The sequence below is a fragment of the Rhodococcus artemisiae genome (genome assembly GCF_036327795.1).
Lineage (GTDB): Bacteria > Actinomycetota > Actinomycetes > Mycobacteriales > Mycobacteriaceae > Rhodococcus > Rhodococcus artemisiae.
Genome location: NZ_JAUTXY010000011.1, coordinates 147,615 through 174,186, shown reverse-complemented (window position 1 = coordinate 174,186; position 26,572 = coordinate 147,615). Strand labels below are relative to the sequence as shown.

Below are 26,572 nucleotides of genomic sequence, written 5' to 3'. Positions count from 1 at the left end.
GGGTGGGCCTGGCCTTTCTGGTCCGTGTCTCACACCGGCCGGGCCGAAATCGGGATTTGCCCTGGGGAAAGGTTCGGCAATCTAACACTCAACCAGTGAGATCTGGGTCAGATTAGGGCTGTGTCATGCATTAATACAAATTGCATGTCCGAATCGGATAGGAGGTATGCGCTGTAACAGATACCGGACGTTCAGTATGTAACGGGCGACTGGGATAGGATCCCCGAGGCCCGGCGATCCCCATGAAGAGGAGAAATGCGGTGGAACTGCGACGAGTCGATCTGAATCTGCTCGTCGTTCTCGATGTCCTCCTCACCGAATGCAATGTGACGAAGGCTGCACGCCGGCTGAACATGTCTCAGCCCGCCACCAGCACCGCACTGGCGCGTCTGCGCAAACAGTTCGACGACCCCCTCCTGGTCAAGAGCGGACGAACACTGAGGCCGACGCCGCGTGCACTCGCCCTCACCGAACCGCTACGACGTGTGCTGTCCACCGTGGAACGGTCGATCCTCACCGTTCCCGACTTCGATCCCGCGACGGCCGAGCGCGCTTTCACACTGCTCACCGGGGATTATTCGGAGGTGACGTTGCTGCGGAACCTCCTGAGGCGGAATCGGTACCGATCGCACGGCATCAGGTTCGATATGCAGCCGCTGTCGATGGCCGGGATCGAGGCTTTCCACAGACACGAAATCGACCTCGCCGTGGTACCGGAGCAACTGCTCTCCACATCCGAATTCGAACAGTGCAGACGCCGAGTCGTCCTCCACGATCGATACGTCGGGGTCGTGTGGAGCGGGCATCCGTACGCAGGTGTCGAACTCACCGCGGATGTGCTCGCGGGCTATCCCCTGTTGTCCTATCTGCAGTACGGCGGCGACAAGAGTCTCGCCCGAACCCTGTCCCGAGCCGGGATCGCCACGAGGTCGTCGGCGACGACCACCAACATTGCAGTCTTGCCGTATGTGCTCGAAATGACCGATCTCGTGACGATCATCCCGGAGCGTATGGCACGGCGGATCGCAGGTGTGGCGCAACTACGGATCCTCGAACCGAGTTTTTCGCTTCCCGCCGTGCGTGAGTGGGCGGTATGGCACGACGAGTTCGACGACGACCCCGGCCACCGCTGGCTACGCACCGAACTGTCGGTGATCGCCACACCGGATCTGGTTGCCGGACTTCACGCCACACGCCTCTCCGCGGTGACCTGAGGATCTTCCCGGGTCACCGCGAAGAGACGTGGTGATCAGTGCAGTGTGGTGGTCAGTGCAGGGTGCTGGTCAGTTCGACCGCTTGCGGAGAATCACCGCGAGGATCAAGGCGACAATTGCGACGATCCCCACGACCGGCGCGATGCGTTGCACCGCGGAACCGCTCGCGTACTGCATGAGGTCGAGTGGCTCGGCCTCGGGTTGCGCCGCCGGTGCTTTGGGTGCGCTCGCGGTTGCTTTCGGTGCGCTCGCGGGCGCCGCCGACGCTGCGGCGGCCGGAGTTGCAGCACTTGCGCTGTCGGCAGGAGCCTCCTCGGGCTCGGCCGCTGCCGGGCCGAGTTTCTTGGACAGGCATGCCGCGAACTGCTCGAGGATCTTGCCGCCGACGTCCGAGATCATGCCGCGACCGAACTGCGCCGGCTTGCCCGTGATCGTCATATCGGTGGTCACGGTGCCGTTGGTGTGGTCGCCCTCGCCGGTGAGCACGATGGTGATGGTCGCGCTGACGGTTCCGTTGCCCCGCGCGTCCTTCGCGTTCGCTTCGATGACTGCCCGCTTGGCCGACTCGTCCTTCTCGACGTAGACGCCGGTGCCCTTGTAGGTGAGCGCGACCGGGCCCAGCTTGACCTTCACCGTGCCGGTGAAGGTGTCGCCGTCCACACCGGTGAGCGTCGCCCCGGGCATACAGGGGGCGACCTTCTCCGGATCGAGCAGCGCGGCCCACACCTCGTCGACGGGTGCCGGTACGGACAGCTGGTGTTCGAGTTGCATCGGTCTCTCCTGCGTCGGTTCTGCGGGATCGGTCAGAGCCCCGCAGCGGTCGTCACGGCCCGCCGGGTGAGGACCGTCGCCAGGTGGCTCCGGTACTCGGCGTCGGCATTGCCGTCGGTCATCGGGTCGGTCCCGTCGGCCGCGTGTGCCGCGGCCGACGCGATCGTGTCGGCGGTGGCCGCTTGTCCGACGAGTGCGTCTTCGACCGCGCGGGCCCGCACGGGCACCGCGGCCATGTTCGTCAGAGCGACCTTCGCTTGTCGGATCGTGCCATTGTCGATGTCGATTGTCGCTGCGACACCCACGATCGACCATTGTTGCGCTGCGCGATGGAACTTCTCGTAGCGTGCCGCCCACTCCGTGTGCTTGGGAATGCGGATCTCCGCGAGGATTTCGCCGGGTTCGACCGCAGTCGTGAAGTAGTCCTGGAAGAAGTCGGCCGCCGAGACGGTGCGCCGACCCGACGGGCCGACGACGACGAGTTCCGCGTCGAGCGCCAGTGCCGGAGCGGACAGATCGCCTGCGGGGTCGGCGTGGACGAGAGCGCCGCCGAGTGTTCCGCGGTGGCGGATCTGCGGGTCGGCGACGGTGGCTGTGGCCTCTGTCAGCAACCTCGCGTGCTGCGCGACGAGAGGATCGTGCAGCACCTCGTAATGCGTGGTGGTTGCTCCGATCACCAGCGTGTCGCCGTCTTCACGGATACCGCGCAGGTCAGGCACTCGACCGAGGTCCACGACGGTGGTCGGTGCTGCCATACGGAGCCGGAGCACGGGCATCAGGCTCTGCCCTCCGGCCAGCACCTTGGCGTCCTCACCGGCGTCGTTCAGCGCGGCGACTGCTTCGTCGAGAGTGGTCGGGGCGGCGTACTCGAATTCGGCGGGGATCATCGGTTTCCTTCCTGGGCGGAACGGATCGCGTGCCAGACCCGCATGGGTGTGCACGGCATGTCGATGGAACGAACTCCGAGCGGACGGAGCGCATCGAGTACGGAGTTGACCACCGCGGGTGTCGACGCGATCGTGCCGGCCTCGCCGACCCCCTTGACCCCGAGCGGATTTCCCGGAGCAGGTGTGTCGGTGCGGTCGGTGGTGAAGTGCGGGAGGTCCACCGCCGTCGGCAGCAGGTATTCGGCGAACGAGCCGCTGAGCAGCGTTCCGGACTCGTCGTGGAGGGCCTCCTCGTACAGGGCCTGGGCGATGCCTTGCGCCAGACCGCCGTGCACCTGGCCCTCCACGATCAGCGGGTTCACCACGTGCCCGATGTCGTCGACACACACGTACTTGCGGATTCGTGCGTGCCCGGTCTCGGTGTCGACTTCGATCGCGCACAGGTGGGTGCCGTGCGGGAACGAGAAGTTGTCGGGGTCGTATGCGGCCTCGGAATCGAGGTTCGGTTCGACTCCGTCGGGCAGGTCGTGCGCAGCGAACACCGCGAGTGCGACGTCGGTGAGAGCAACGGCCTTCTCGGTTCCCTTCACCTTGAATCGGCCCTCGGTGAATTCGAGATCGTCCTCGGCACATTCCATCAGGTGCGCCGCGATCGGGCGGGCCTTCGCGACCACCTTCTCGGCTGCCTTGACCACGGCGATTCCGCCGACGGCAAGTGAGCGCGACCCGTACGTGTCGAGCCCGCGTGGCGACGACTGGGTGTCGCCGTGCAGGATCTCGATGTCGTCGAACGGGATTCCCAGCTGATCGGCGACGATCTGGCTCCAGGCGGTCTCGTGACCCTGGCCGTGCGACGACGACCCGGTGACCACTTCGACCTTGCCGGTCGGCAGCATGCGGACGGCGGCGTGTTCCCACCCGCCGGCCCCGTACGACAGCGATCCGAGTACCCGAGACGGAGCGAGACCGCACATCTCGGTGAAGGTCGACACCCCGATGCCGAGTTGCACGGGATCGTTCGATTCGCGACGCTGCGCCTGCTCGCGCCGCAGGCCGTCGTAGTCGAACAACTCGCGGGCCTTCGCGGTGGCGGCTTCGTAGTTGCCCGAATCGTAGGTCAGCCCCGCCACCGAATCGAACGGGAACTCTTCGTGCTTGATCCAGTTCTTCTCGCGGATCTCGAGGGGATCCATCGACAGTTCGACGGCGAGTTCGTCCATCATGCGTTCGATCGCGAACGTCGCCTCCGGGCGCCCCGCACCGCGGTACGCGTCGGTGGGCACCTTGTTGGTGAACACGTTGGTGCAGGTGAAGTGGTAGGAGTCGAACTTGTAGATACCGCTGAACATGAATGCCCCGAGGATCGGCACCCCAGAAGTGACGAGACGCAGGTACGCGCCCATGTCGGCGAGCAGTTCGACCTTGAAACCGGTGACGGTGCCGTCGCGTCGGGCAGCGAGCGTGAGCTTCTGGATCTGGTCGCGGCCGTGGTGCGCGGCGACCATCGACTCGCTGCGGGACTCGGTGTACTTGACGGGCTTGCGGAGTCGGCGCGCGATGAGCAGCGTGAGAACCTCTTCGGGGGTCACCTGCAGCTTGCCGCCGAACCCTCCGCCGACGTCGGGCGCGATCACCCGCAGTTTGTGTTCGGGAATGCCGAGCGACATCGCCAGCATCAGTCGCAGAATGTGCGGTACCTGGGTGGCCGACCACATCGTGATCTGCGTGGCGGTGGGATCCACGACCACAGAGCGGGGCTCCATGAACGCGGGAATCAGTCGTTGCTGCCGGAAGGTGCGTTCGACGAGCACCTCTGCGTCGCGGATCGCGTCCTCGACGTTGCCTCCGGAACCGGCTTCGGCCGAGTCGAATGTCCACGTGGCGCTGCGATTCGTTCCGAGATCGGGATGGACCAGTTCGGTATCGGCGGCCGCGTCGGCGAGGTCGAGTACCACCGGCAGGTCCTCGTACTCGACGTCGATGACGTCGAGCGCGTCGTGCGCCTCGTAGGTGGTGCGGGCAACGACGACGGCGACCGCCTCACCGGCGAAGTTGACGGTGTCTACGGCCAGCGACGGTGCGGGCGGAGCCAACTGATCTTCGGTGATCGGCCACGCGCACGGCAGGCTCCCCTGCTCCTCGGCGAGGTCGGCGCCTGTGTACACGGCGATGACGCCCGGCATCTTCTCTGCTTCCTCCGCATCGATGCCGGTGATGCGGGCGTGCGAGAAGGGGCTGCGCAGGATCGCGGCGTGCAACATGCCGGGGAGGACGATGTTGTCGGTCCACCGGGTCCGGCCGGTGATGAGGTGTTCGTCCTCCTTGCGGCGGCGCGACTGTCCGATCTCGAGGTCGTCCGAGCTGGAGGTGCGTGATTCGGTGGTGGTCATCGTGCGTCCTCCGCCTGGGTTCCCTGCATGCGCCGGGCTGCGTCCTGCGCGGCAGCGACGATGTTCTGATATCCCGTGCAGCGACAGAGATTTCCCTCGAGTCCGTGGCGTACCTGCTCTTCGTCGGGGTCGGGGTTCTCGTTCAACAGGTCGACTGTCGACATGATCATGCCGGGTGTGCAGTATCCGCACTGCAAGGCATGGGTCTCGCGGAATGCCTCCTGGACAGGGTGCAGCGCGCCGTCCTTCGCGAGCCCCTCGACTGTCGTGACAGCCCTGTCGTCGGCCTGCACGGCGAGCACAGAGCAGGACTTGACGCTCTTGCCGTCCAGCAGGACGGTGCATGCACCGCAGTTGCTGGTGTCGCACCCCACCACAGTGCCCACCTTGCCGAGTCGTTCCCTCAGATAGTGGACGAGAAGGAGTCGGGGTTCGACGTCGTCGGTGTAGACCGCTCCGTCGACCGTGACAACGATGCGCATCGGACCTCCCAGTGCTTCGTACAGTCCCGTGTGTTCCCCAGTGATATGGGTCACTGTCAGCTTCCTGCATCTCACGCGTAGAAAGGAGGTGATTGACGGAAATCCTTCGGCCACATCCGCACCGTCTGCCGAAGCCTCCGACGGCGAGAGGAACGCACATGGCCCGGCTCGACAACAAGATCGCATTCATCACCGGAGTTGCCCGTGGTCAGGGCCGTGCGCACGCCGTGCGGCTCGCGAGTGAAGGCGCCCAGATCATCGGCATCGATCTCGCCGGTCCCCTGCCCGGCGTCCCCTACGATTCGGCGACCCCGGGCGACCTCGAGGAAACGAAGCGGCTCGTCGAGGCGGAAGGCGCGAAAGCGCACCTGGCACAGTGCGACGTCCGCGACCTGGAGGGCATGACGAAGGTGGTCGACGAAGGGGTCGCGCACTTCGGCGGCCTCGACGTGGTAGTCGCCAACGCCGGTATCTGCATTCCGCAGACCTGGGACGAGGTCACCCCCACGAGCTTTCGCGACACCCTCGACATCAACGTCACCGGCGTGTGGAACACGGTCACCGCGACCGCGCCGCACCTCATCACCCGCGGTGGCGGGTCGATCGTCATCACCAGCTCACTCGCCGGTGTGAAGCTGCAGCCGTTCATGGTGCACTACACCACCAGCAAGCATGCGCTCGTGGGCATGGCCCGCGCATTCGCGGCGGAACTCGGGCAGCACGACATCCGTGTCAACAGCATTCATCCCGGTGCCGTGAACACCCCGATGGGTTCGGGGAGCATGCGTGAGCGCATCGCACAGACCGCGGAGTCCAATCCGCGCCTGGGCGGCATGACCATGCCGTTCCTGAACAAGTACATGGCGGAGGCCGACGAGATCGCGAACATGGTCGCGTTCCTCGCCTCCGACGAATCGGCGTTCGTCACCGCCCAGAGTCTGGCGATCGACGGCGGCGCCCAATACTTCTAGGCCCAGTACTTCTCACCGGTAGGGTGCGACAGTTCTTCGTGCGTGTGGATCGGTCCCTGCCGGTCCGCCAGGCGTTGCCCGCGTCCGCCCCACCGCAGCGCAATGATCTCGGCACCGATCGACACGGCGGTCTCCTCGGGGGTGCGGGCACCGAGATCGAGGCCGATCGGCGAGCTCAGCTCGGCGAGCTCGTCCTCGGTCATACCGATCTCGCGCAGCCGGGCAAGCCTGTCGTCGTGCGTGCGGCGCGAGCCCATCGCCCCCACGTAGGCGACGTCCATCCGCAACGCCACCTCGAGCAGCGGCACGTCGAACTTGGGGTCGTGGGTGAGCACCGCGATCACTGTGCGCTGGTCGACCCGGCCGGCCTCGTGTTCGGCCGCAAGATAGCGGTGTGGCCAGTCGACGACCACTTCGTCGGCCGCGGGAAAACGCGCGGGGGTCGCGAACACGCCGCGCGCGTCGCACACTGTCACCCGGTAGCCGAGGAACGACCCGAGCGTGGCCATCGCGGCCGCGAAATCGATTGCGCCGAATACCAGGAGGCGCGGTCGTGGCTGGAACGCGTTGACGAACACCGACATACCTTCGCCGCGTCGCTGACCGTCGGGTCCGTAGTGCAGGGTCCCGGAACGGCCCACGTCGAGCAGGCCGCGCGCGTCGTCGGTGATCGCGTCCGTCATGCGGGTGGAGGGAAGCTCACCGGCGGCCCGGTCGGGCCACACCACCATGCGTCGCCCGACCACGGCGGGATCGGGATGTTCGGTGACGGTGGCAACCGCGACAGGTTCGCCCGTGTGGATCGAGTCGATGACGTCGCCGAGCGCGGTGAACTCTGCGGGGTCGATGCGTTCGACGAAGACGTCGATGATGCCGCCGCAGGTCAGGCCGACCGCGAATGCGTCGTCGTCGGAGACCCCGTACCGCTGCAGAACTGCGTTGCCGTCGCCGATGACCTCTTGACCCAGTTCGTAGACTGCACCCTCGACGCACCCGCCGGACACGCTGCCCGTGACGCTGCCGTCGCCGGCGACGAGCATCGAGGCGCCCGCTTCGCGTGGCGCGGACCGGAACGTCGAGACCACGGTGCCCAGTGCGACGGTTTCTCCGGCACGGTACCGGCGCTCGAGTTCGTCGAGAACATCACGCACGGTGGACCTCCTTCAGCAGTTCCTCCAACGTCGCCAGGCTGTGCCCGGCGAGCAGTCGGTCGAGGTGCGGGAGTGCGGCCGAGATCCCGGACTGGATGGGTTCGTAACCGTCGGCGCCCGCATGGGGGTTGACCCAGAGTACGGCGTGGGCGAGTCGGCGCAGTTGAGCCATCTGTTCGGCCAGCAAAGAGGTGTCGCCGCGTTCCCAGCCGTCGGAGAAGATGACGACGACGGCACCGCGTGCGATACCCCGTCGGCCCCAGCGGTCGAGGAACGCACGCAACGTGTCGCCGAGACGCGTGCCGCCGGCCCAGTCGGGGACGGTGTGCGATGCCGCGGCCAGTGCGCGTTCCGGATCGCGGGCGCGAAGTGCGCGCGAGAGGCGGGTCATGCGTGTGCCGAGGGAGAACACCTCGGTGCCCGACGGGTTGCTGCGGGTGACGACGTGCGCGAAGCGCAGGAGTGCGTCGGCGTAGGGGCTCATGGATCCGGAGACATCGATGAGCAGAACCACTCGACGTGGACGGGTCGTGCGGCGGTGCCGGGCGGGCCGGACTGTTTCGCCGCCCGCGGCGAGCATGGCCCGCAGGGTGCGCCTCGGGTCGACGGTGCCGCGTCGTGACGGTCGCAGTCGTGCTGCGGGTCGTCGCGGTGGGCGGGGTTTCAGCAGCGTGAGCATCTCGTCGAGGTGAGCGCGTTCGGCGGGGGTGAGTTCGGCGATGTCGCGGTGCCGCAGGATCTCGGTGTCGTCGGCCGCGACCTGGAGTCGCGGCGAATCGTCGCCTCCGGTGTCGGATCCGGTCGGCGAAGTGAGCGCGGCGACCGTCGCGGTGCGCTGTTGCTGCCCGGTGGTGCGGGTGACGACAGGGAGGTCGCCTCCGAACCACGCTTCGAACGCGAGGTCGTAGCGGGGAATCTCGTCGGGGTCGCGGCAGAGGGTTGCCCGTCCCGCCCAGTACACCTGCGTGGGGTCGCTCGCGTCCACTTCGCGGAGGGCACGGACGTAGCCGTGGGTGGAGTCGAGCGCGACCGGGAACCCGGCCTCTTCGAGGGCTCGCGCGAACCCTGCGACACCGACGAGCGCACCGCCGCCCACGGGTCAGCCTGCCAGGAGTCGGTCGAGACCCGCGCGCGCGACCCGTTCGAGGTCCTCGCGATATTTCAGGACTGCGCCGAGCGTCGCGGCGGCGGTCGCGGTGTCGAGCACGTCGCGGTCGAGTTCGATCAGGGCCCGCGCCCAGTCGAGGGATTCGGCGACCCCCGGAGGTTTGAGCAGATCCGCGTCGCGGAGGGCATGGACGGCGCGGGCGATCTGTTCCGCAAGCGCGGCATCGATTCCGGGGAGCCGGCGGCGCAGGATCGCGATCTCGCGTTCGAGGTCGGGATGTTCGACCCAGTGGTAGAGGCAGCGTCGTTTGAGTGCATCGTGCACATCGCGGGTGCGGTTGGAGGTGAGTACGACGAGGGGCGGAACACTCGCCCGGATCTCCCCGAGTTCGGGGATGGTCACGGAGTTCTCATCGAGGACCTGCAGCAGGAACGCCTCGAACTCGTCGTCGGCGCGGTCGATTTCGTCGACGAGCAGCACGCACGGGGCGTCGGTGAGGGCCTGCAGCAGCGGGCGGGTGAGCAGGAATCGCTCGGTGTAGAGAGAGCGCTCGGCGGTATCGGCGTCGAAACTGCCCTCGCTTGCTGCTTCGAGGGTGCGCAGGTGCAGTAGCTGCCGGGGAAAATCCCAGTCGTACAGTGCTTGCGACGCATCGATGCCCTCGTGGCACTGCAGCCTGATCAACGGCAGGTTCAGGGCCTCGGCGAGCGCGACGGCGAGCGAGGTCTTCCCTGTGCCGGGCTCCCCTTCACAGAACAGAGGCCTGCCCATGCGGAGCGCGAGGAACGCCGACATCGCAACGCCGTCGTCGGCGAGGTAGCCGGTCGACTCGAGGGATCGGGCCAGGTCTTGCGGGGATCGCACGTGCACTGCCGCTGCCATGCGCCGAGCTTAGGCCGTGCGCCAGGTGTTGTATCCGCGACTGCACCTGACAACCGCGAACACGGCAGGCAGATGCACGCGGTCGACCCGGTGAGTTTGTCCGCGGATCGCGCGTACGCCGTCGTCAGGTGCTGGGACGCACCGTGAGGATCTGCGACATCGTGCCGATCGGGCCGTAGGTGTCGTGCAGGACGCTGCTGGTCAGGCCGATACCGTCGGCTCCGAACGACACGGTGGTGTCGAAGCCGACCCAGTCGCCGTTTGGCTGCCTGAACAGGTGCGCGGTGAGATCGAGGTTGGGGAAGGCGACGGCCTTCGGGTCGGCGCGCACGGTCATGCCGTTGGAGATGTCGAAGAGTCGGACGGCATGCGCGAGGTCGCTGACCTTCTCGTCGGTGAGCAGCGGAATCGGGGAACGTACCCAGAACGAGGCTCGTCCCGGCTCGACCTGATCGCGCCGAATCTCCGCTGATTCGATGAATCCGCCCGGCCACACCTCGGCGGCGTCCCAGGGCTTCATCTCGTCCGGCGCGGCGATCCGGGGTAGCGCTGTGCCTTCGAGTGTGTCGGTGGCGCCAGGAGTCATGAGCCACGCCCGCAGTCGCACGGCGGCGCGCCCGCCGTGGCTGAGCACGGCCTCGACGAGTTCGATGGTGCGACCGGGACGCAGCACCGTCACCTCGACATCCATGTCGCCGATCGGCAGGACCCCGAGGATGTCGTAGGACAGGCGACCGATCACCAGGCCGTCGTCGCGCCGCGCATTTCGGTCGCATTCGACGACGTGCGCGAGCAGCCCGAATGCGGGTGCGATGTGCTGTTCTGCGGTGTTCCATGCGCCACCCACGTGCTCGGTTGCGCGGAAGGAGTGCCCTCCGGTGCGTTCGAAGTAGCTCATGACCGATCTCCTTGTCCTACTTTTTCCACACGTGTGGAGTCGAGTGCTGCGAGCGCCATCCGTCGCAGTACGGTGCGGGTGCTGTGCGGTGAGCGAGGATCGGCGCTGTGTGGTGTGGAGTTGATGAGCCCGAAGGTCGCGTGCGCCATGGTGCGGGCGTCGGATTCGGCGAGTGCCGGATCGATGCGGCACAGCACGCCCACCCAGATCTCGACGTAGCGGCGCTGCAGGGTGCGGACCTGGCGTCGTCCCTCGTCGGTGAGTGAGTGCAGTTCGCGGTCCTGGACGCGGATGAGGTCCTGTTCTCCCAGCGCGAAGTCGAGATGGAAGTCGACGAGGCCCTCGAGTGTCTCGTGGGGGTCGGAGTTGCTCTCCTCGACCGCGGTGCCGCCGGCGAACAGGCGTCGGCTGATGTCGACGAGTATCTCGACCAGCAGCGCGTCCTTGTTGGGGAAGTGCCGGTAGACGGCGGGTCCGCTGATGCCGACGGCCGCACCGAGGTCCTCGAGGCGCACGCCGGTGAAGCCGCGTTCGGCGATCAGGCGCGCCGCGGCGACGAGCAGTTGCCGCCTGCGCTCGGCCTTGGCCTGCGACCGTGGTGTGAGCGTGACGGACTCCGCCGCAGCCTGCTGCGCAGCCTCCACTTCGACAGCCTCGTTCATGGCCGGCACTCCACTCGTCTGGTTGTGGGCAACATTGGGTATGGACAACTCGGTTAATGGTAACTAACCTAGTTTTTCAGTTAATGGTGATTAGGTCAATCTACCGAGGATGGTGACCGTGACAACCGCTCACGCTCTCTCGAAAACCAGCCGTGACCAGCACGAACAATTGGTCGGAGAACTCCGGGAGAAGCTTGCTGCGGCAGCCCTCGGGGGCAGCGAGAAATCCCGCGAACGCCACGTGTCGCGGGGCAAGCTGCTCCCCCGCGACCGCGTCGACGAGCTTCTCGACACCGGAAGCCCGTTCCTCGAACTGTCCCCGCTCGCCGCGAACGGCATGTACGACGACGAGTGCCCCGGCGCCGGCGTCATCACCGGTATCGGCCGCGTCGCCGGTCGCGAGTGCGTGATCGTCGCGAACGACGCCACGGTCAAGGGCGGAACCTACTACCCGATCACCGTCAAGAAGCATCTGCGCGCGCAGGAAGTCGCGCTGCAGAACAACCTGCCGTGCATCTACCTCGTCGACTCCGGAGGCGCTTTCCTGCCCCGGCAGGACGAGGTCTTCCCCGATCGCGAGCATTTCGGCCGCATCTTCTACAACCAGGCGACGATGAGCGCGCAGGGGATCCCGCAGATCGCGGCGGTCCTCGGCTCGTGCACCGCCGGCGGCGCCTACGTGCCCGCGATGAGCGACGAGGCCGTGATCGTCCGCAACCAGGGCACCATCTTCCTCGGCGGTCCGCCGCTGGTGAAGGCCGCGACCGGAGAGGTCGTCACCGCCGAAGAGCTCGGTGGCGGCGACCTGCATTCGAAGGTCTCCGGCGTCACCGACCACCTCGCCGAAGACGACCGCGACGCCCTGCGCATCGTGCGCAACATCGTCTCGACCCTCGGGCCGCGCACCCCGCGCCCGTGGGACGTCGCCCCGACCGTCGAACCCGACGCCGACCCGGCCGAGCTCTACGACGTCGTCCCCACCGATTCGCGCACCCCGTACGACGTGCGCGAGGTCATCTCTCGGGTGGTCGACGGCTCCTCGTTCCACGAGTTCAAGGCCGAATACGGCAAGACTCTGGTCACCGGGTTCGCGCGCATCCACGGCCATCCCGTCGGTGTCATCGCCAACAACGGTGTGCTGTTCGGTGAATCCGCGCTCAAGGGAGCGCATTTCATCGAACTGTGCGACAAACGTTCAGTTCCGCTGCTGTTCCTGCAGAACATCTCCGGGTTCATGGTCGGCCGCGACTACGAGGCCGCCGGCATCGCCAAGCACGGCGCGAAGATGGTCACCGCCGTTGCCTGCGCGCGCGTCCCGAAGCTCACCGTCGTCGTCGGCGGCTCGTACGGCGCCGGCAACTACTCGATGTGCGGGCGCGCGTATTCGCCTCGCTTCCTGTGGATGTGGCCCAATGCCCGCATCTCGGTGATGGGCGGCGAGCAGGCCGCATCGGTCCTCGCGACCGTGCGTTCGGATCAGCTCGACGCATCGGGCAAGCCGTGGTCGGCCGAGGACGAGGAAGCGTTCAAGGCGCCGATCCGTGAACAGTACGAAGACCAGGGCAACCCCTACTACTCCACCGCGCGGTTGTGGGACGACGGCATCATCGACCCCGCCGACACCAGAAAAGTTCTCGGACTGGCACTGTCGACGTGCGCCAACGCACCGCTCGAGCCGGTCTCCTACGGCGTCTTCCGGATGTGAGCGAGATGAGTGACACGAAACGCATCGATACAGTACTGGTAGCCAACCGCGGAGAGATCGCCGTCCGCGTCATCCGCACCCTCAAAGCGATGGGCATCCGCTCCGTCGCAGTGTTCAGTGAGGCCGACCGCGACGCCCGGCACGTCCGGGAAGCCGATACCGCCGTACTCCTCGGCCCCGCCGCGGCACGCGAGAGCTACCTGGTGATCGACAAGGTCATCGCCGCGGCGGTCGAAACCGGCGCGCAGGCCATCCACCCGGGTTACGGATTCCTGTCGGAAAACTCGGAATTCGCCGCCGCGTGCACCACGGCGGGCATCGCGTTCCTCGGCCCGTCCGCCCACGCGATCGAGACCATGGGCGACAAGATCACCGCGAAGGCCGCGGTCTCGGAGTTCGATGTCCCCGTCGTCCCGGGTATCTCGCGACCGGGCCTGACCGACGACGAGCTGATCGCCGGTGCCGCTGAAGTCGGCTACCCGGTGCTGGTCAAGCCGTCGGCCGGAGGTGGCGGCAAGGGTATGCGGCTGGTGCACGATCCCGCCGATCTTCCCGACGCCCTGGTCTCCGCGCGTCGCGAGGCCGGGTCGTCGTTCGGTGACGACACGCTGTTCCTCGAGCGATTCGTACTGAGACCGCGCCACATCGAGGTACAGATCCTCGCCGACACCCACGGTAATGTCGTCCATCTCGGCGAACGCGAATGCAGTCTGCAGCGTCGCCACCAGAAGGTCATCGAGGAAGCGCCGTCACCGTTGCTCGACGAGGCCACCCGTGGTCGCATCGGTGAAGCGGCCTGCAACACGGCGCGCAGCGTCGACTACACCGGCGCCGGCACCGTCGAGTTCATCGTCTCGGCCGACGCCCCCGACGAGTTCTTCTTCATGGAGATGAACACCCGCCTGCAGGTCGAGCATCCCGTCACCGAGATGGTCACCGGCCTCGACCTCGTCGAGTGGCAGGTGCGTGTCGCCGCCGGGGAGCCACTCGGATTCACCCAGGACGACGTCACCCTCACCGGTCACGCCATCGAAGCCCGCGTGTACGCCGAGGATCCCGGTCGCGGGTTCCTGCCCACCGGAGGCACCGTCGCCGACGTGATCGAAGCGAGCGGCACCGGGATCCGCGTCGACTCCGGCCTGCAGCCGGGCACGGTCGTCGGCAGCGACTACGACCCGATGCTCGCCAAGGTCATCGCGCACGCCGACGATCGTGCCGGAGCACTGCGGCGCCTCGACCGTGCGCTCGCCGACACCGCGGTGCTCGGTGTGGTGACCAATATCGACTTCGCGCGGTTCCTGCTGGCCGATCCCGAGGTGGTGGCCGGCGCACTGGACACCGGTCTGCTCGATCGGCGTCTCGGTGACTACACCGCACCCGAGACCTCCGATGCCGCGCTGGTCGCCGCGGCCGTGCTCCGCTGGTTGCAGCACTGGCCCGACGACACCTCCGACCCGTGGGACGTTCCCGACGGATGGCGAGTGGGCCCGCACGTGCCGACCAGCTACCGGCTCGCGTCCGGCGACCGCACCGCGCACGTGCGACTCACCGGAACCCCGTCTGCAGGCACCGCGAATGTTGAGGACGGCAGCGAATACTCGCTGTCCGCATTTCTCGACGGCTCGGTTCTTGCTGTCGTGCTCAACGGTCGCCGTCACGTGTTCCGGGTCGCGGAGGTCGACGACGCGATCTGGCTCGCCGACGGACACGGTGCCGTCGCGGTCCGTGAGGTCCGCGAGGCCAGCGTGCGCGGCGGCGACGATCACGCCGGCGACGCCGATATCACGAGCCCGATGCCGGGTGCCGTCATCGCCGTCTCCGTAGAGGCAGGCGCCGAGGTCACCGCGGGCCGGACGATCGCGATCGTCGAAGCCATGAAGATGGAACACGCGCTCACCGCCCCGATCGACGGCGTCGTCGAACTGTTCGCTGCCGCAGGCGAACAGGTCAAGGTCGATCAACTGCTCGCACGCATCACTCCGCACGCCGACACGAAAGAAGACCAGGCATGACCGAGTCGCCCAACTACGGGTCCCCGAGCTACTTGGCCACCGGCCAGCTCCCCGACGAATACGAACAGCTGAAGAAGTCCGTCGCCGACTTCGCGCGCACCGTCGTCGCGCCGGTCGCGGCCAAGCACGACGCCGAGCATTCGTTCCCGTATGAAGTGGTGCAGGGAATGGCGGAGATGGGCCTGTTCGGTCTTCCCTTCCCCGAGGAGTACGGCGGAATGGGCGGCGACTATTTCGCCCTCTGCCTCGCCCTCGAGGAACTCGGCAAGGTCGATCAGTCGGTCGCCATCACCCTCGAGGCGGGCGTGTCGCTCGGCGCGATGCCGGTCTACCGCTTCGGCACCGAGGAGCAGAAGCAGGAATGGCTGCCGCAGCTCACGAGTGGCCGCAACCTCGCGGCGTTCGGCCTGACCGAGCCCGGCGCAGGTAGCGATGCAGGCGGTACCAAGACCACCGCGAAGCTCGAGGACGGGCACTGGGTGATCAACGGCAACAAGCAGTTCATCACCAACTCGGGCACCGACATCACCTCTCTCGTCACGGTCACCGCGGTTACCGGGGCCGACGCGAACGGGAAGAAGGAGATCTCGACGATCCTCGTGCCCGCCGATACGCCCGGATTCACCGCTGAACCCGCCTACAACAAGGTCGGCTGGAATGCCTCCGACACCCACCCGCTGACATTCGCCGATGTGCGCGTCCCCGAAGCGAACCTCCTCGGGCAGCGTGGTCGCGGATACGCGAATTTCCTGCGTATCCTCGACGAGGGTCGCATCGCGATCGCGGCATTGTCGGTCGGTGCCGCGCAGGGCTGCGTCGACGAATCGATCAAGTACGCCAAGGAGCGCGAAGCGTTCGGCACCGCGATCGGCAACAACCAGGCCATCGCATTCAAGATCGCGCGGATGGAAGCGCGTGCCCATACCGCTCGCACCGCATACTACGACGCCGCGGCGGCCATGCTCGCCGGGAAGCCGTTCAAGAAGCAGGCGTCGATCGCGAAGCTCGTTGCCTCCGAGGCGGCCATGGACAACGCGCGCGATGCCACGCAGATCCACGGCGGCTACGGGTTCATGAACGAATACGCTGTCGCGCGGCACTACCGCGACAGCAAGATCCTCGAAATCGGTGAGGGCACCACCGAGGTGCAACTCATGCTCATCGCGCGGGGGCTGGGACTGTGAGCGAGACCGAAAAGCGAATTACTCAGCGTGGTCTGTGGTTCGAAGAATACGAGCTCGGCGCGATCTACGAGCACCGGCCGGGTCGTACCATCACCGAGGCCGACAACACGCTGTTCACGACGCAGACGATGAACACGCAGGCTCTGCACCTCGATGCCGCGTACGCGGCCGGGACGAGTTTCGGTGAGCGACTGGTGAATTCGATGTTCACCCTGTCCACGATGATCGGACTGTCCGTCGCACAGCTCACGCAGGGCACGATCGTCGCGAACCTCGGATTCTCCGAAGTGTCGTTCCCGAAGCCGCTCTTCCACGGCGATACCCTCTACGTCGAGACGAAGATCCTCGACAAGCGCGAGTCGAAGAGTCGCCCCGGCGAAGGTATCGTCACCCTCGAGCACACGGGTCGCAACCAGCACGGCGACGTCGTCGGCGTCGCGGTCCGCAAAACACTCGTACAGAAGAGGCCGACATCATGACTTGGGAATTGCCCGGACCCGCATGGCTTTTTGTCCCGGCAGACCGGCCCGAACGCTACGCCAAGGCCGCCGACCGCTCCGACGTCGTCATCATCGACCTCGAGGACGCGGTGTCGGCCGGCGACAAGCAGACGGCACGCGACGCCCTCGTCGCCACCCCGCTCGATCCGGAACGCACAGTCGTGCGGGTCAACCCGGTGGGCACCGCCGATCACGAACTCGACCTCGAAGCGCTGCGTCGCACGTCCTACACCCGCGTGATGCTCCCGAAGTGTGAAAGCGCCGACGAAGTGCGCTCGCTTGCGCTGCTCGAGGTTGTCGCTCTGATCGAGTCACCGCTGGGTGTGCTCGCCGTCGAGGAGATCGCGAAGGCGGACAACACGATCGGTGTCATGTGGGGTGCCGAAGACCTTGTCGCGGGCCTCGGCGGCAACTCGAGCCGACGCGCCGACGGCACATACCGGGCCGTCGCGCAGCATGCTCGGTCGGTGTCGCTGCTCGCCGCGAAAGGCCATGCCTGCTGGGCGCTGGACTCGGTATACCTCGACATCAAGGACACCGACGGGCTGTACGAGGAGTCCCTCGACACAGTGGCTGTCGGATTCGACATCAAGGTCGCGATTCACCCCGCTCAGATCGAGGTGATCCGCCGTGCGTTCGCGCCCACCGAGGAGGAGGCCGACTGGGCGCGGCGCGTGCTTGCTGCTGCACAAACCCAGCGGGGCGTCTTCGATTTCGAAGGCAAGATGGTCGATGGACCGATTCTGAAGCACGCCGAGCGGCTGCTCCGGCGCGCCGAGGCGAGCGCGACGTCCTGATCGTCGCGTACCGAGGGGGAGGTTATGGGCGAGAACGCTGCCGATCACGCACATAACCTCCCCCTCAACTTCTCGATTGGGGGCGTCGCCGGAGGAGCTGTGTGAGCCGGTGCGCCTGGTTCAGCAGCGACTTGCCGAGCCCATTGCGGCGGTCGTCGCGGAAACGGCTTTCGACGCCGGTGATGCTGAGCGCCCACGTCGGGGTGTCGCGTTGGTCGAACACTGCCGCGCCCATGCCCCAACTCCCCTCGACGATGAGCGCGGGATTGACCGAGTACCCGGCCAAACGGGTAGCGGCGATGCGCTTGTCGATATCATCTCTCGCGTGGTCGGGTCCCCACTCCGTCGAGAGGTCGGTTCTCGACAGATACGCGTCGATGTCTCGGTCGGGTAGATGCGACAGGATCGCCAGCCCGGCCGACGCCACGCCCAGCGGGAACCGGATCCCGACGTGCAGTACATGGGAACGCAGCGGAAAGCTGCCTTCCTCGACGGCCAGGCACACGGTCTCATCACCACGACGTGCGGAAAGATAGGCGCTCTCCCCGGTTTCCCGGGCGAGGTCGCGTAGGACGTCCCCTGCGAGTTCCGCGATGTCGTAGCGCGCGGCCGCGAGTGAACCGAGCAGATACAGCTCCGGGCCCAATGTCCATCTCCCGTTGTCGCGGTGCCGGTCGACCAGTCCTTCGTCGGCGAGCGTGGCGAGCAGGCGGTGGACCGTCGGCCTGGCAAGATCGGTCTCGCGTGCGAGGTCGGACGTCGACACTCCGGCCGGTTCGTGGGCGGAGACGGCCCGCAGGAGTACTGCAACTCTCCCGACCAACTGTCCCTGAGCGCCCGATGTCACGGACCCAGCATACGTCCACTGGGTAGACACTCTCCGGTTGCGTGTTCGCCCAGCGACCAATCCGCGATTCTCTCCGGTGAGGCCCTTGCAATGTGATCACCCACACTATTAATTGGTACACAGCAAAGAGGACGTGTTCACCCAGCGGACGCATCTGCCCGGTGGCGATGCGGCCCCCGGACCGGAGAGGTATTGGATTTGGCTTCCAAGGTATTCGAGACGCCCGAGGCCGCCGTTGCGGACATTCCGTCGGGTGCGCTGCTGGCCGTCGGTGGTTTCGGCCTGTGCGGTATCCCCGACGAGTTGATCGCCGCGATCGCCGCCGGCAACGCCACCGATTTCGAGGTGTTCTCCAACAACTGCGGTGTCGACGGCCACGGACTCGGGATTCTTCTCGGGGAGAAACGGATCCGCCGGGTCACCGCGTCGTACGTCGGTGAGAACAAGGAATTCGCACGCCAGTACCTCTCCGGTGAGCTCGAGGTGGAGCTGACGCCGCAGGGCACCCTGGCCGAGAAGCTCCGTGCCGGTGGTGCCGGGATTCCGGCGTTCTTCACTCCCGCGGGTGTGGGCACGCCGATCTCCGAGGGTGGGTTGCCGTGGCGGTATGCGGCGGACGGGTCGGTGCAGATCGCGTCGCCGGCGAAGGAGATCCGCGAGTTCCGTGGTAAGCGGTATGTGCTCGAGGAGTCGATCAGCGCCGACTATTCGTTGGTGCATGCGCTGCGGGGGGATACCGAGGGCAATCTGGTGTTCAACAAGGCCGCGATGAATTTCAATCCGCTGGCGGCGATGGCCGGCGCGGTGTGCATCGTGCAGGTCGAGGAGCTCGTCGAGCCGGGTGAGATCGATCCGGGGCAGGTGCATCTGCCGGGTGTGTTCGTCGATCGGATCGTGCACACCGGCATCCAGGACAAGCTGATCGAGAAGCGCACCGTCAGCGCCGGAAAGGGAGCGTGAGCATGAGCACCAGTGTGGACACCGCCGAGACCGTCGGGTGGTCGCGGATCGAGATGGCTGCGCGTGCCGCGCAGGAACTGTCACCGGGTGAGTACGTCAATCTCGGTATCGGCTTGCCGACCCTGATCCCGAATTATCTGCCCGAGGGTGTGCAGGTGACGTTGCACAGTGAGAACGGGATCTTGGGCACGGGCCGGTATCCGACGGACGAGGAGGTCGATCCGGATCTGATCAATGCCGGTAAGGAGACGGTGACGGTCGATCCGGGTGCGGCGTTCTTCGATTCGGCGCTGTCGTTCGGGATGATCCGTGGTGGTCATATCGATACCGCCGTGCTCGGCGGTATGCAGGTATCGGCCACTGGAGACCTGGCGAACTGGATGGTACCCGGCAAAATGGTCAAGGGCATGGGCGGTGCGATGGATCTGGTCCATGGTGCTCGTAAGGTGATCGTGTTGATGGAGCACACCGACAAGCAGGGCAACCCGAAGATCGTCGAGGAGTGCTCGCTTCCGCTCACGGGTGAGGGCGTGGTGCAGCGGATCGTCACGAATCTTGCTGTCATCGATGTCACCGACGATGGTCTGGCTCTGCGTGAGTGCGCGCCGGGTGTGACCGAGGAGCAGGTCCGAGCGGCCACCGGAGCCTCCCTGGCTTGAGTCGGATACTTGCACCGACCTCACATTCGGCGTGACCCCGACGTCTTCTCTGTAGGAGACTTGCCGAAGGGGTGTGACGCATGACGGATCGAACGAACACGGCCACGGGCACCGCAGGGTGCCCGTGGCCCTGTTCGCGTGGCGACCCCTCTGGAATGCCGGCGGCGGAGAGGATTTCGGAATAGGTCGCGGCCAGGGCTGCGAGCAGGCGCACATCGTCCGTCGCGCGATCCGGGTCGATGCTCCGGATCTCCGCCATGCTCGAACGTTCCGGCCGGGGGAGCAGATCTGTTCGCTCATCCAGCTTCAGCCATGCGGTGGTGCGCACGTACTCGCGATCGTTGACGCCGCTCGTGACGGTGCCGGTGTATGAAGCGTTTCGCGCCCTGCGCGAGACCCGCAAACCACTTCGCCATCGTCACCGGGGACGGGCAGGTGATCGGGTTGATCACCCTCAACGATCCGCACATCGACTGTTGCTCGCCTTTGCCGCGTTTTCCCTACACTGGAGAGCATCCGGTGAGGAGAAAGGATCATGGACGACGGCCCGAAACCCACGCCACCGCCCGTTGACCAGGGGAATGTGGTATGACCGCCGACACCGTTCTCAACCTGGCACTGGTGCTGGTGTTCGTGCTCGTCGGCGGGGTGTTCGCCGCCACCGAGATCGCACTGGTGACATTGCGTGAGAGTCAACTCCGCGAACTCGAGCGGCGAAGCAGTCGCGGCCGCCGCACCGCGGAACTGGCCCGCAATCCCAACCGGTTCCTGTCCGCAGTGCAGATCGGTGTGACAGTCGCGGGGTTCTTCTCGGCCGCGTACGGCGCCTCGACACTCGCGCCGGACTTCGCTCCGACCTTGCAGGGGTGGGGGCTCTCGGACCGCGCAGCCAACGCGGCCGCGTTGATCGGCACCACCTTGGTCATCGCATACCTGTCACTGGTGCTCGGTGAATTGGTTCCCAAACGCATTGCCCTGCAACGTGCTACCGGGACTGCGGTGACCACGGCCCCGGCTCTGGACCGCTTCGCCACCGTCATGCGCCCGGTGATCTGGCTGCTGTCGATCTCCACCGATGCGTTGGTGCGGCTGCTCGGGGCCGACCCGTCACGCACGAACGAGGAGATCACCCATGAGGAACTGCGTGATCTGCTCGTCGGCCACGAGGCAGTTCCCGACGATGAACGCAGTGTGCTCACCGAGGTCTTCGACGCCGGATCCCGGCACCTGACCGAGGTGATGCGACCGCGCACCGATGTCGATTTCCTCGGTGCCGCCACCACGATCCCCGACGCCCGCACGATCGCATTGGAGCAGGCGCACAGTAGGTTTCCCGTGATCGCCGACACCGCCGATCATGTGTTGGGGTTCGTGCATCTGCGTGATCTGCTGCTCGCCGACCCGTCCCCGGACACCGCCACCGTCGCCGACCTGTGTCGCCCGATCCTCGCGCTGCCCGGATCCAAGCCGACACTCGCCGCGTTGACGGTGATGCGCCGCGACAACGCCCAGATCGCTCTGATCGTCGACGAATACGGCGGCACCGCCGGCATCGTGACGGTCGAGGACATCGTCGAAGAGATCGTCGGGGAGATCGGCGACGAATTCGATCCTGCCGACGACCCGACCGTGTTCGAGACTGCGAGCGCGCCCCAGCGCCGGCCGCTGCACCAGCAGATCGACGGCCGGCTCCACGTCGAGGACTTCACCCGGCTGACCGCCATCGTGTTGCCCGAGGGTCCTTACGAGACCGTCGCCGGCTTCGTGCTGCACCACCTGCAACACCTGCCGGGGCTGGGCGAAAGCGTGACTGTCGACGGGCACCGGCTGACCGTCGGTGAACTCGACGGTCACCGTATCGCGCGCCTGCGTCTGACCCGTCGACGGCGCGCCGAGTCGGACGAGCCGTCCCATGCCTGAACCTGAGCGCTCGTTTTCTTCTGGCCCCGCGCCGTGGGAGCGGGCACGACGACACATCGAGGAAGCCGAGCGACCGTACGGACTCCGACTCGGACGGGGCCCTCACACAGATAAGGGGAAGGGCGTTGCCTGACATCTGGACCGAACATCCCGAGATCGTGCGTGACCTGCTTCGTGAGTCGGGATTCACCTGTGGCGTCGAGCCCAGGGTCTTGCCGGGACGAGATCCCGAATGGACCTGCATCTTCGACGGAAGCACCATCGCGGGAGACATCTACATCCATCACCTCGACACAGTGCCGGGCCACAGCACCCTTGCGGCGTGGCCGCTGGCCGTCCTCGGGCTCTTGGTGGTCGTCGTGTTGTGTCAGGCTTGGGTGATCGTCAGGTTGAGACGACGACCACGTGGGTGAGGAGCGAAGACTGGTCTCCGGGACTGAGCCACGCTTTGGACCGCACGCCTCGGGTGCGAACGCATTGCCGGGTACGAACGAGATCTGCTCGAGTGAGTGTCTGAAGGAGAAGTGATCATGGCCCACCACAACGCGAAGCTCGAGGTCCCCGACGTGGTCGGCCTGAACGCCGACGATGCCTGCGCGATCGTACGAGGGACGGGACTGCTGCCGGTCGGACCCGACGGGGCCGCCGCGCCGGCCACCGGGGTGATCGTCGCCCAGGAGCCGTCCGGGTCGGCCGTCGTCGCGAGAGGCACCGAGGTGGTCCTGTGGAACCAGGACAGCGGCGGCGAGCGCCGCGATGCATCGGTGCCACACCGGATCGAGTCCGCGGAGCTCGACCCGGCCTGAGTGCGGCTGCGGCGCCTCCGTTGTCGATCAGAACAGCGCGGATCGCGGGTGTCCATCTGCCCTCCACATGCAAGATCGTCCGCGGTGGCCCTGTGACGGAGGTAGCTTGGGGTCGGTTGCCCGGTGGTCTCGGATTCGATTCGCGCGGTGAGGTTGTCGAGCGCCCACGGTCTGTCGGTAGGTGAGCGCGACGCCCGTCGATGGTGAGCATACCTCCGTGCGCTCGCGCTGAACGGCCATGCAAACCCCACTTGGGCTGATGTCTGGTACAGCGAGGCGATGCGAACGCGCTGCACCGTGATCAATACGGCGACCCCGTGTTCCCGATTCGGTCTGGTCTTTCACGAGGCTGAGTGGGGCGCGCGGCTCACCGCGTCCGGAACCATCGGAACCGTCGTCGCTGTTCGGTGCTTGTCGGTGTCTGCCCGGTGCTTGCCGGTGCTGCCAAGGCTTCCTCGGCTTCCCTGCGCCGTTGCTGTCGCGCTGTTCGCCAGGCTTCGAGCACGTCGTCGACGTCGACCTTGTGCAGCGGAACGGGCGGCCGGTCCGGTGAGAGCATGCACGCGGCGACACGGCGGTTCAGATCGGCGACGACCTGCCGCACGTCCTTCTCCGTCGGAATCGTCCGCACCGACTCGGGCAGTCGTTCGATCTCCTTGCGCAACTGCAGTTCCGGCGGCAGCAATGCCTCCCCCGACAGACCTTCGCGCTCGAGATAGGTCTTGATCCACCACATCTCGTCGTTCCCGTGGTCCGGGATGGGTTTCCCGGCGCCGGGAAGGTTGTCGAAGTCGCCACGTTCCTGCGCGACGCGGATCTGTCGTTCGATCCACGTCTCGAAACTCACGTCCGGACGCTTGCGCTCGGTCACGTCCTCCAGGATGCCATCGTGTACAGCCCGACGCGATCGACCTCAGGTCATCGCAGCTTTGGCCTCGTCGCTGAGCTCGACGAGTTGCACGTAGTTGCCGTCGGGGTCGATCGCGGTCGCGAAGAGGCTGCCGTCGCGATCTTCGAGCGGCGAGTGCCACTTCGTGCCGAGTTCGTCGAGTCGGGTAACGATGTCTCGCGCACCGGTCACTTCGAGGTTGATGATCAGACGTCCGGGTTCGGGATTGAGTGCACCGATATCGGCGCGACGGTCGAGCATGACGTAGAAGCCGTCGAAATCGAGGACGTCGTATGCGGGTTCGCCGGGTGTGCGCTCGGACTTCACCGAGAATGCATTCACGTACCAGTCGCGTAGGCGTTCGGGATCCGTACTCGACAGAAGCATACTGCCGAGGGAGGGGGTGGCCATGAGGTCTCCTTCCGGACGGGGCGCGACGGTGTGCCGTGCCATCCACCAGGTACCGACCGTCGGATCGGCCGGAACTCATCGCAGACGCAGTGAGGGCGACCCCGATGGGGTCGCCCTCACATGTTCTTGCTGCTACGCCGTCATTCCTCCGGCGTCACGTGCTTGGCCAGGTAGAGCGGCTCACCGAGCTGCTCCAGCAGGTCGAGCTGGGTTTCCAGATAGTCGATGTGTTCTTCTTCGTCGGCGAGGATCGCCTCGAAGATGTTCGCCGACGTGATGTCGCTGACCGAACGCATGTACTCGGACCCCTTGCGGAGCCGATCACGTGCCTCGACCTCGACGATCAGATCCGATTCGAGCATCTCCTTGACGGTCTGACCCAGCCGCAGCGACCCGAGCCGCTGATAGTTGGGGAGTCCGTCGAGGTACAGGATCCTGTCGGTGAGCTTCTCGGCATGCCGCATCTCGTCGAACGACTCGGCGCGCGTGTGCGAGGCGAGTTTCGTCCATCCGCGATCTTCCTGCATCTTCGAGTGCAGAAAATACTGGTTGATCGCAGTGAGCTCGGCTGTGAGCTGCTCGTTGAGTAGTTCGATTACCTTCTTGTCGCCCTTCATGGCACCTCCCGGGGTGAACCATCGGGTTTCACCGCCGGGTAGGGGCTGGCTACACGGCGGTCTCGAGTACGATGATCTCACTCTGAGCGCGGGCGTGCCGGATGATCGCCGAGATGTTGCGGACGCAATTGCCGCAATCAGTGCCTGCGCGGCAGGCTGCACTCACTTCGCGGGTGCAGCGCGCGCCGGCTGCGACCTCCGCTTCGATGTGATGATGCGTGAGTGCGTGGCAACTGCAGACGATCATGAGCCACCATTCCTGTTGCCGACGACACTTTCTTAGGTTGCCCAAACCTTACATCGGGTTAGGCTACCCTAGTGTGTGATGGTAGTCACAATTCAGGAATGGTTACTCCGTGCTATTCCCAGTGTTCACCCAGGGCTGTTAATGCTGTTGCTGCTGCATCTGTTGTGACACCACTTGGTTGATCCGCTGTAGTCCACTCGACGACAGGCCGGGAAGGTGACCTTCGATGGTTCGCACGATCGACGAATCGTGGATGACCTTCTCGCTCGACTGGATCAGCACTGTGCCGGCGCCGGTGAAATCGAACTGGCGTTCCTCTCCCGACTGCACGCCGAATCGTCGCGCGCCCGCTGCCAGATGGCTGGTGATCCACGATTCGTCGTAGTGGTGGCTGGGCGAAGGGCAGTCGGCCCAGCCGACGAGAGCCTCAGGATCCACGCGTAGCGGCGGCTCGGCGAACATCACCGGTCCGTTCGAGGACGCCAGGAACTTGCCGGTGCCGATCAGTGTGAGGAACCCGGGCACGATCGACTGATTCAACGACAGTCCCGGTTCGAACGCGAGCAGGCTCGCCTGGCGGATCGTGAGGTTACCGTCGTCGAGGTCGTACGAATTGATGTCGTACCCGCGGTCGCCGAGGATCAGCTTTCCGTGGCCACTTGCCACCACGTACTCACCCAGATACATCGGGGCCGAGAACTGCCGCGCCACCATCTGCAATATCTGCCCGCTCAGATCGTGGGTGAGCGCGTTGAACTGCATCTGTCCGTAGTACGCGATCATCGCGCCCTTCGACAGAAACCAGGGTGACTGCAGGTCGATACTGAACGCGTAGTTGTTACCGGGAACGTTGTCGCTGCCCACCAGGTGCGACGGATTCAGGATGGTGCTCACAACTTCTCCTCCGATGCCTGAACGTAGACGATGCCCTGGCCGGTGCACTCGAGTTGCATCGACTCGCCCCCGGTCCGGCCGACGTTGCGCCAGCTCGTCGAGGATTTCAGTTCGGTACGCACTGGGCCGTAGGAGGCGACGAAGGCCTGTGGGTCGACGACCACAGGCGCCGGCCCACCCACCTGTAACTCGAGGACCCCGCCGTGGGCGAGCAACACTGCCGCACCGTAACCGGACAACTGGGTGGTGAACATGCCCTGACCGGTGACCACGCCGGTCGCGGCGCCACGCAACGCTCCCATCAGACCCCCTCCACCTCCTCCGGACGGTGAGGCGTTCGCCGAGACCACCGAGCTCTGCAGACCGGCGGTATGAGCGAGCATCCGCGATGCCTCCACGCGGAGTTCCCCTCCGGCCGCCATGTCGACGATGTGCGTCTCGAGGCCCTTGAAGCCGTAGTGCACGGTGCCCTTGCCCTGGGCGATCATCGTCGCCTCGTGCTCGCCCTGCATCATCCGGCCGGCCATCCCGGCAAGCCCGCCGAGTCCGGGGCTTCCGCCGAGCCCGCCCGGAGTGCCGTGCGGAGCGAACTGCACGTCGCCGGTATAGAAGAGCATCGCGCCGCGCCGCGCGATGATGGGACCCGACTGCATGAGGTCGACCCGCACGACCTTGCTGTTGATCTTCGTGAACGCCATGGTCCTCCCC

General features: G+C 66.0%; 28 protein-coding genes. 12 read left to right on the top strand and 16 right to left on the bottom strand.

The genetic code is table 11. The features are described 5' to 3' along the window. Positions 1-260: 260 nt before the first annotated feature. Positions 261-1,214, top strand: coding sequence for a LysR family transcriptional regulator (locus Q7514_RS22045; protein WP_330135390.1), 954 nt, complete (start codon positions 261-263; stop codon positions 1,212-1,214). A gap of 69 nt (positions 1,215-1,283) precedes the next feature. Here Q7514_RS22045 and Q7514_RS22040 read toward each other — a convergent pair whose 3' ends face one another. From Q7514_RS22040 to Q7514_RS22025, 4 genes are read right to left on the bottom strand one after another with little or no spacing between them, the layout of a single operon-like run. After that, positions 1,284-1,985, bottom strand: a complete 702-nt coding sequence (locus Q7514_RS22040; protein ID WP_330135389.1) for an SRPBCC family protein — start codon at positions 1,983-1,985, stop codon at positions 1,284-1,286. A gap of 32 nt (positions 1,986-2,017) precedes the next feature. After that, positions 2,018-2,872 (bottom strand): FAD binding domain-containing protein, encoded by an 855-nt coding sequence (locus tag Q7514_RS22035; protein ID WP_330135388.1) that lies wholly within the window; start codon positions 2,870-2,872, stop codon positions 2,018-2,020. Further along, entirely contained in the window at positions 2,869-5,262 is a 2,394-nt protein-coding gene (locus Q7514_RS22030) for a xanthine dehydrogenase family protein molybdopterin-binding subunit (protein WP_330135387.1), read from the bottom strand. The genes Q7514_RS22035 and Q7514_RS22030 overlap by 4 nt, the downstream gene beginning before the upstream one ends. After that, a complete protein-coding gene (locus tag Q7514_RS22025) occupies positions 5,259-5,744 on the bottom strand; it encodes a (2Fe-2S)-binding protein (protein WP_330135386.1) in 486 nt (161 codons plus the stop codon). Before Q7514_RS22025 ends, Q7514_RS22030 begins: the two co-directional genes overlap by 4 nt. Positions 5,745-5,902: 158 nt before the next feature. Here Q7514_RS22025 and Q7514_RS22020 point away from each other — a divergent pair, with 158 nt between their 5' ends. Beyond that, on the top strand, positions 5,903-6,715 hold the full coding sequence (locus tag Q7514_RS22020) for a mycofactocin-coupled SDR family oxidoreductase (protein WP_330135385.1): 813 nt from the start codon (positions 5,903-5,905) through the stop codon (positions 6,713-6,715). On the opposite strand, the gene Q7514_RS22015 is transcribed toward Q7514_RS22020, so the two are convergent. From Q7514_RS22015 to Q7514_RS21995, 5 genes are all read right to left on the bottom strand, one after another. Further along, on the bottom strand, positions 6,712-7,866 hold the full coding sequence (locus Q7514_RS22015) for an XdhC family protein (protein WP_330135384.1): 1,155 nt from the start codon (positions 7,864-7,866) through the stop codon (positions 6,712-6,714). The two genes, Q7514_RS22020 and Q7514_RS22015, sit on opposite strands and share 4 nt — an antisense overlap. Continuing rightward, positions 7,859-8,962 carry a vWA domain-containing protein gene (locus tag Q7514_RS22010; protein ID WP_330135383.1) on the bottom strand — a complete coding sequence of 368 codons (1,104 nt, stop codon included), beginning with the start codon at positions 8,960-8,962 and terminating at the stop codon, positions 7,859-7,861. Before Q7514_RS22010 ends, Q7514_RS22015 begins: the two co-directional genes overlap by 8 nt. A gap of 3 nt (positions 8,963-8,965) precedes the next feature. Beyond that, the gene (locus Q7514_RS22005) at positions 8,966-9,856 is read right to left on the bottom strand and encodes an AAA family ATPase (RefSeq protein ID WP_330135382.1); all 891 of its coding nucleotides are present in this window, start codon (positions 9,854-9,856) and stop codon (positions 8,966-8,968) included. Between the two features lie 124 nt (positions 9,857-9,980). After that, positions 9,981-10,754: a thioesterase family protein gene (locus Q7514_RS22000; RefSeq protein WP_330135381.1), complete on the bottom strand. Its 774-nt coding sequence runs from the start codon at positions 10,752-10,754 to the stop codon at positions 9,981-9,983. Beyond that, positions 10,751-11,416 carry an SACE_7040 family transcriptional regulator gene (locus Q7514_RS21995; RefSeq protein ID WP_330135380.1) on the bottom strand — a complete coding sequence of 222 codons (666 nt, stop codon included), beginning with the start codon at positions 11,414-11,416 and terminating at the stop codon, positions 10,751-10,753. The genes Q7514_RS22000 and Q7514_RS21995 overlap by 4 nt, the downstream gene beginning before the upstream one ends. Positions 11,417-11,525: 109 nt before the next feature. On the opposite strand from Q7514_RS21995, the gene Q7514_RS21990 reads away from it, so the two are divergent. From Q7514_RS21990 to Q7514_RS21970, 5 genes are read left to right on the top strand one after another with little or no spacing between them, the layout of a single operon-like run. Further along, on the top strand, positions 11,526-13,121 hold the full coding sequence (locus tag Q7514_RS21990; RefSeq protein ID WP_330135379.1) for a carboxyl transferase domain-containing protein: 1,596 nt from the start codon (positions 11,526-11,528) through the stop codon (positions 13,119-13,121). Between the two features lie 5 nt (positions 13,122-13,126). Next, positions 13,127-15,133, top strand: coding sequence for an acetyl/propionyl/methylcrotonyl-CoA carboxylase subunit alpha (locus Q7514_RS21985; RefSeq protein WP_330135378.1), 2,007 nt, complete (start codon positions 13,127-13,129; stop codon positions 15,131-15,133). Beyond that, entirely contained in the window at positions 15,130-16,317 is a 1,188-nt protein-coding gene (locus tag Q7514_RS21980; protein WP_330135377.1) for an acyl-CoA dehydrogenase family protein, read from the top strand. Before Q7514_RS21985 ends, Q7514_RS21980 begins: the two co-directional genes overlap by 4 nt. Then, a complete protein-coding gene (locus tag Q7514_RS21975; protein WP_330135376.1) occupies positions 16,314-16,796 on the top strand; it encodes a MaoC family dehydratase in 483 nt (160 codons plus the stop codon). Before Q7514_RS21980 ends, Q7514_RS21975 begins: the two co-directional genes overlap by 4 nt. Continuing rightward, positions 16,793-17,614: an HpcH/HpaI aldolase/citrate lyase family protein gene (locus tag Q7514_RS21970; RefSeq protein ID WP_330135375.1), complete on the top strand. Its 822-nt coding sequence runs from the start codon at positions 16,793-16,795 to the stop codon at positions 17,612-17,614. The genes Q7514_RS21975 and Q7514_RS21970 overlap by 4 nt, the downstream gene beginning before the upstream one ends. A 64-nt stretch (positions 17,615-17,678) precedes the next feature. On the opposite strand, the gene Q7514_RS21965 is transcribed toward Q7514_RS21970, so the two are convergent. Beyond that, positions 17,679-18,461: an IclR family transcriptional regulator gene (locus Q7514_RS21965; protein WP_330135374.1), complete on the bottom strand. Its 783-nt coding sequence runs from the start codon at positions 18,459-18,461 to the stop codon at positions 17,679-17,681. Between the two features lie 198 nt (positions 18,462-18,659). On the opposite strand from Q7514_RS21965, the gene Q7514_RS21960 reads away from it, so the two are divergent. The 5 genes from Q7514_RS21960 (at position 18,660) to Q7514_RS21940 (ending at position 22,806) form a co-directional block, all read left to right on the top strand. Continuing rightward, positions 18,660-19,421, top strand: coding sequence for a CoA transferase subunit A (locus Q7514_RS21960; protein ID WP_330135373.1), 762 nt, complete (start codon positions 18,660-18,662; stop codon positions 19,419-19,421). Between the two features lie 2 nt (positions 19,422-19,423). After that, positions 19,424-20,080: a CoA transferase subunit B gene (locus Q7514_RS21955; RefSeq protein ID WP_330135372.1), complete on the top strand. Its 657-nt coding sequence runs from the start codon at positions 19,424-19,426 to the stop codon at positions 20,078-20,080. A 588-nt stretch (positions 20,081-20,668) separates the two neighbouring features. Beyond that, a complete protein-coding gene (locus Q7514_RS21950; protein WP_330135371.1) occupies positions 20,669-22,000 on the top strand; it encodes a hemolysin family protein in 1,332 nt (443 codons plus the stop codon). A gap of 125 nt (positions 22,001-22,125) precedes the next feature. After that, positions 22,126-22,413, top strand: a complete 288-nt coding sequence (locus tag Q7514_RS21945; protein ID WP_330135370.1) for a hypothetical protein — start codon at positions 22,126-22,128, stop codon at positions 22,411-22,413. 117 nt (positions 22,414-22,530) lie between these two features. Beyond that, entirely contained in the window at positions 22,531-22,806 is a 276-nt protein-coding gene (locus Q7514_RS21940; RefSeq protein WP_330135369.1) for a PASTA domain-containing protein, read from the top strand. A 367-nt stretch (positions 22,807-23,173) separates the two neighbouring features. Here Q7514_RS21940 and Q7514_RS21935 read toward each other — a convergent pair whose 3' ends face one another. From Q7514_RS21935 to Q7514_RS21910, 6 genes are all read right to left on the bottom strand, one after another. Further along, a complete protein-coding gene (locus Q7514_RS21935) occupies positions 23,174-23,677 on the bottom strand; it encodes a DnaJ family domain-containing protein (protein WP_330135368.1) in 504 nt (167 codons plus the stop codon). Between the two features lie 42 nt (positions 23,678-23,719). Further along, positions 23,720-24,106 (bottom strand): VOC family protein, encoded by a 387-nt coding sequence (locus tag Q7514_RS21930; protein WP_330135367.1) that lies wholly within the window; start codon positions 24,104-24,106, stop codon positions 23,720-23,722. A 140-nt stretch (positions 24,107-24,246) separates the two neighbouring features. Continuing rightward, positions 24,247-24,723, bottom strand: coding sequence for a bacterioferritin (gene bfr / locus Q7514_RS21925; protein WP_054718582.1), 477 nt, complete (start codon positions 24,721-24,723; stop codon positions 24,247-24,249). Positions 24,724-24,772: 49 nt separating this feature from the next. Then, entirely contained in the window at positions 24,773-24,970 is a 198-nt protein-coding gene (locus Q7514_RS21920) for a (2Fe-2S)-binding protein (protein WP_330135366.1), read from the bottom strand. Positions 24,971-25,108: 138 nt separating this feature from the next. Beyond that, positions 25,109-25,864, bottom strand: coding sequence for an AIM24 family protein (locus tag Q7514_RS21915; RefSeq protein WP_330135365.1), 756 nt, complete (start codon positions 25,862-25,864; stop codon positions 25,109-25,111). Further along, positions 25,861-26,562, bottom strand: coding sequence for an AIM24 family protein (locus Q7514_RS21910; protein ID WP_330135364.1), 702 nt, complete (start codon positions 26,560-26,562; stop codon positions 25,861-25,863). The genes Q7514_RS21915 and Q7514_RS21910 overlap by 4 nt, the downstream gene beginning before the upstream one ends. Between the last annotated feature and the right edge of the window lie 10 nt (positions 26,563-26,572).

Bases quoted from the DNA above. Each gene is read 5' to 3' on its own strand.
- Q7514_RS22040 (WP_330135389.1), bottom strand. From the start codon at position 1,985: ATGCAACTCGAACACCAGCTGTCCGTACCGGCACCCGTCGACGAGGTG.
- Q7514_RS22030 (WP_330135387.1), bottom strand. From the start codon at position 5,262: ATGACCACCACCGAATCACGCACCTCCAGCTCGGACGACCTCGAGATC.
- Q7514_RS21910 (WP_330135364.1), bottom strand. From the start codon at position 26,562: ATGGCGTTCACGAAGATCAACAGCAAGGTCGTGCGGGTCGACCTCATG.
- Q7514_RS22000 (WP_330135381.1), bottom strand. From the start codon at position 10,754: ATGAGCTACTTCGAACGCACCGGAGGGCACTCCTTCCGCGCAACCGAG.
- Q7514_RS21970 (WP_330135375.1), top strand. From the start codon at position 16,793: ATGACTTGGGAATTGCCCGGACCCGCATGGCTTTTTGTCCCGGCAGAC.
- Q7514_RS21940 (WP_330135369.1), top strand. From the start codon at position 22,531: ATGGCCCACCACAACGCGAAGCTCGAGGTCCCCGACGTGGTCGGCCTG.
- Q7514_RS22020 (WP_330135385.1), top strand. From the start codon at position 5,903: ATGGCCCGGCTCGACAACAAGATCGCATTCATCACCGGAGTTGCCCGT.
- Q7514_RS21950 (WP_330135371.1), top strand. From the start codon at position 20,669: ATGACCGCCGACACCGTTCTCAACCTGGCACTGGTGCTGGTGTTCGTG.
- Q7514_RS22025 (WP_330135386.1), bottom strand. From the start codon at position 5,744: ATGCGCATCGTTGTCACGGTCGACGGAGCGGTCTACACCGACGACGTC.
- bfr (WP_054718582.1), bottom strand. From the start codon at position 24,723: ATGAAGGGCGACAAGAAGGTAATCGAACTACTCAACGAGCAGCTCACA.
- Q7514_RS21930 (WP_330135367.1), bottom strand. From the start codon at position 24,106: ATGGCCACCCCCTCCCTCGGCAGTATGCTTCTGTCGAGTACGGATCCC.
- Q7514_RS21985 (WP_330135378.1), top strand. From the start codon at position 13,127: ATGAGTGACACGAAACGCATCGATACAGTACTGGTAGCCAACCGCGGA.
- Q7514_RS22005 (WP_330135382.1), bottom strand. From the start codon at position 9,856: ATGGCAGCGGCAGTGCACGTGCGATCCCCGCAAGACCTGGCCCGATCC.
- Q7514_RS22035 (WP_330135388.1), bottom strand. From the start codon at position 2,872: ATGATCCCCGCCGAATTCGAGTACGCCGCCCCGACCACTCTCGACGAA.
- Q7514_RS21980 (WP_330135377.1), top strand. From the start codon at position 15,130: ATGACCGAGTCGCCCAACTACGGGTCCCCGAGCTACTTGGCCACCGGC.
- Q7514_RS21955 (WP_330135372.1), top strand. From the start codon at position 19,424: ATGAGCACCAGTGTGGACACCGCCGAGACCGTCGGGTGGTCGCGGATC.
- Q7514_RS21990 (WP_330135379.1), top strand. From the start codon at position 11,526: ATGGTGACCGTGACAACCGCTCACGCTCTCTCGAAAACCAGCCGTGAC.
- Q7514_RS21920 (WP_330135366.1), bottom strand. From the start codon at position 24,970: ATGATCGTCTGCAGTTGCCACGCACTCACGCATCATCACATCGAAGCG.
- Q7514_RS21995 (WP_330135380.1), bottom strand. From the start codon at position 11,416: ATGAACGAGGCTGTCGAAGTGGAGGCTGCGCAGCAGGCTGCGGCGGAG.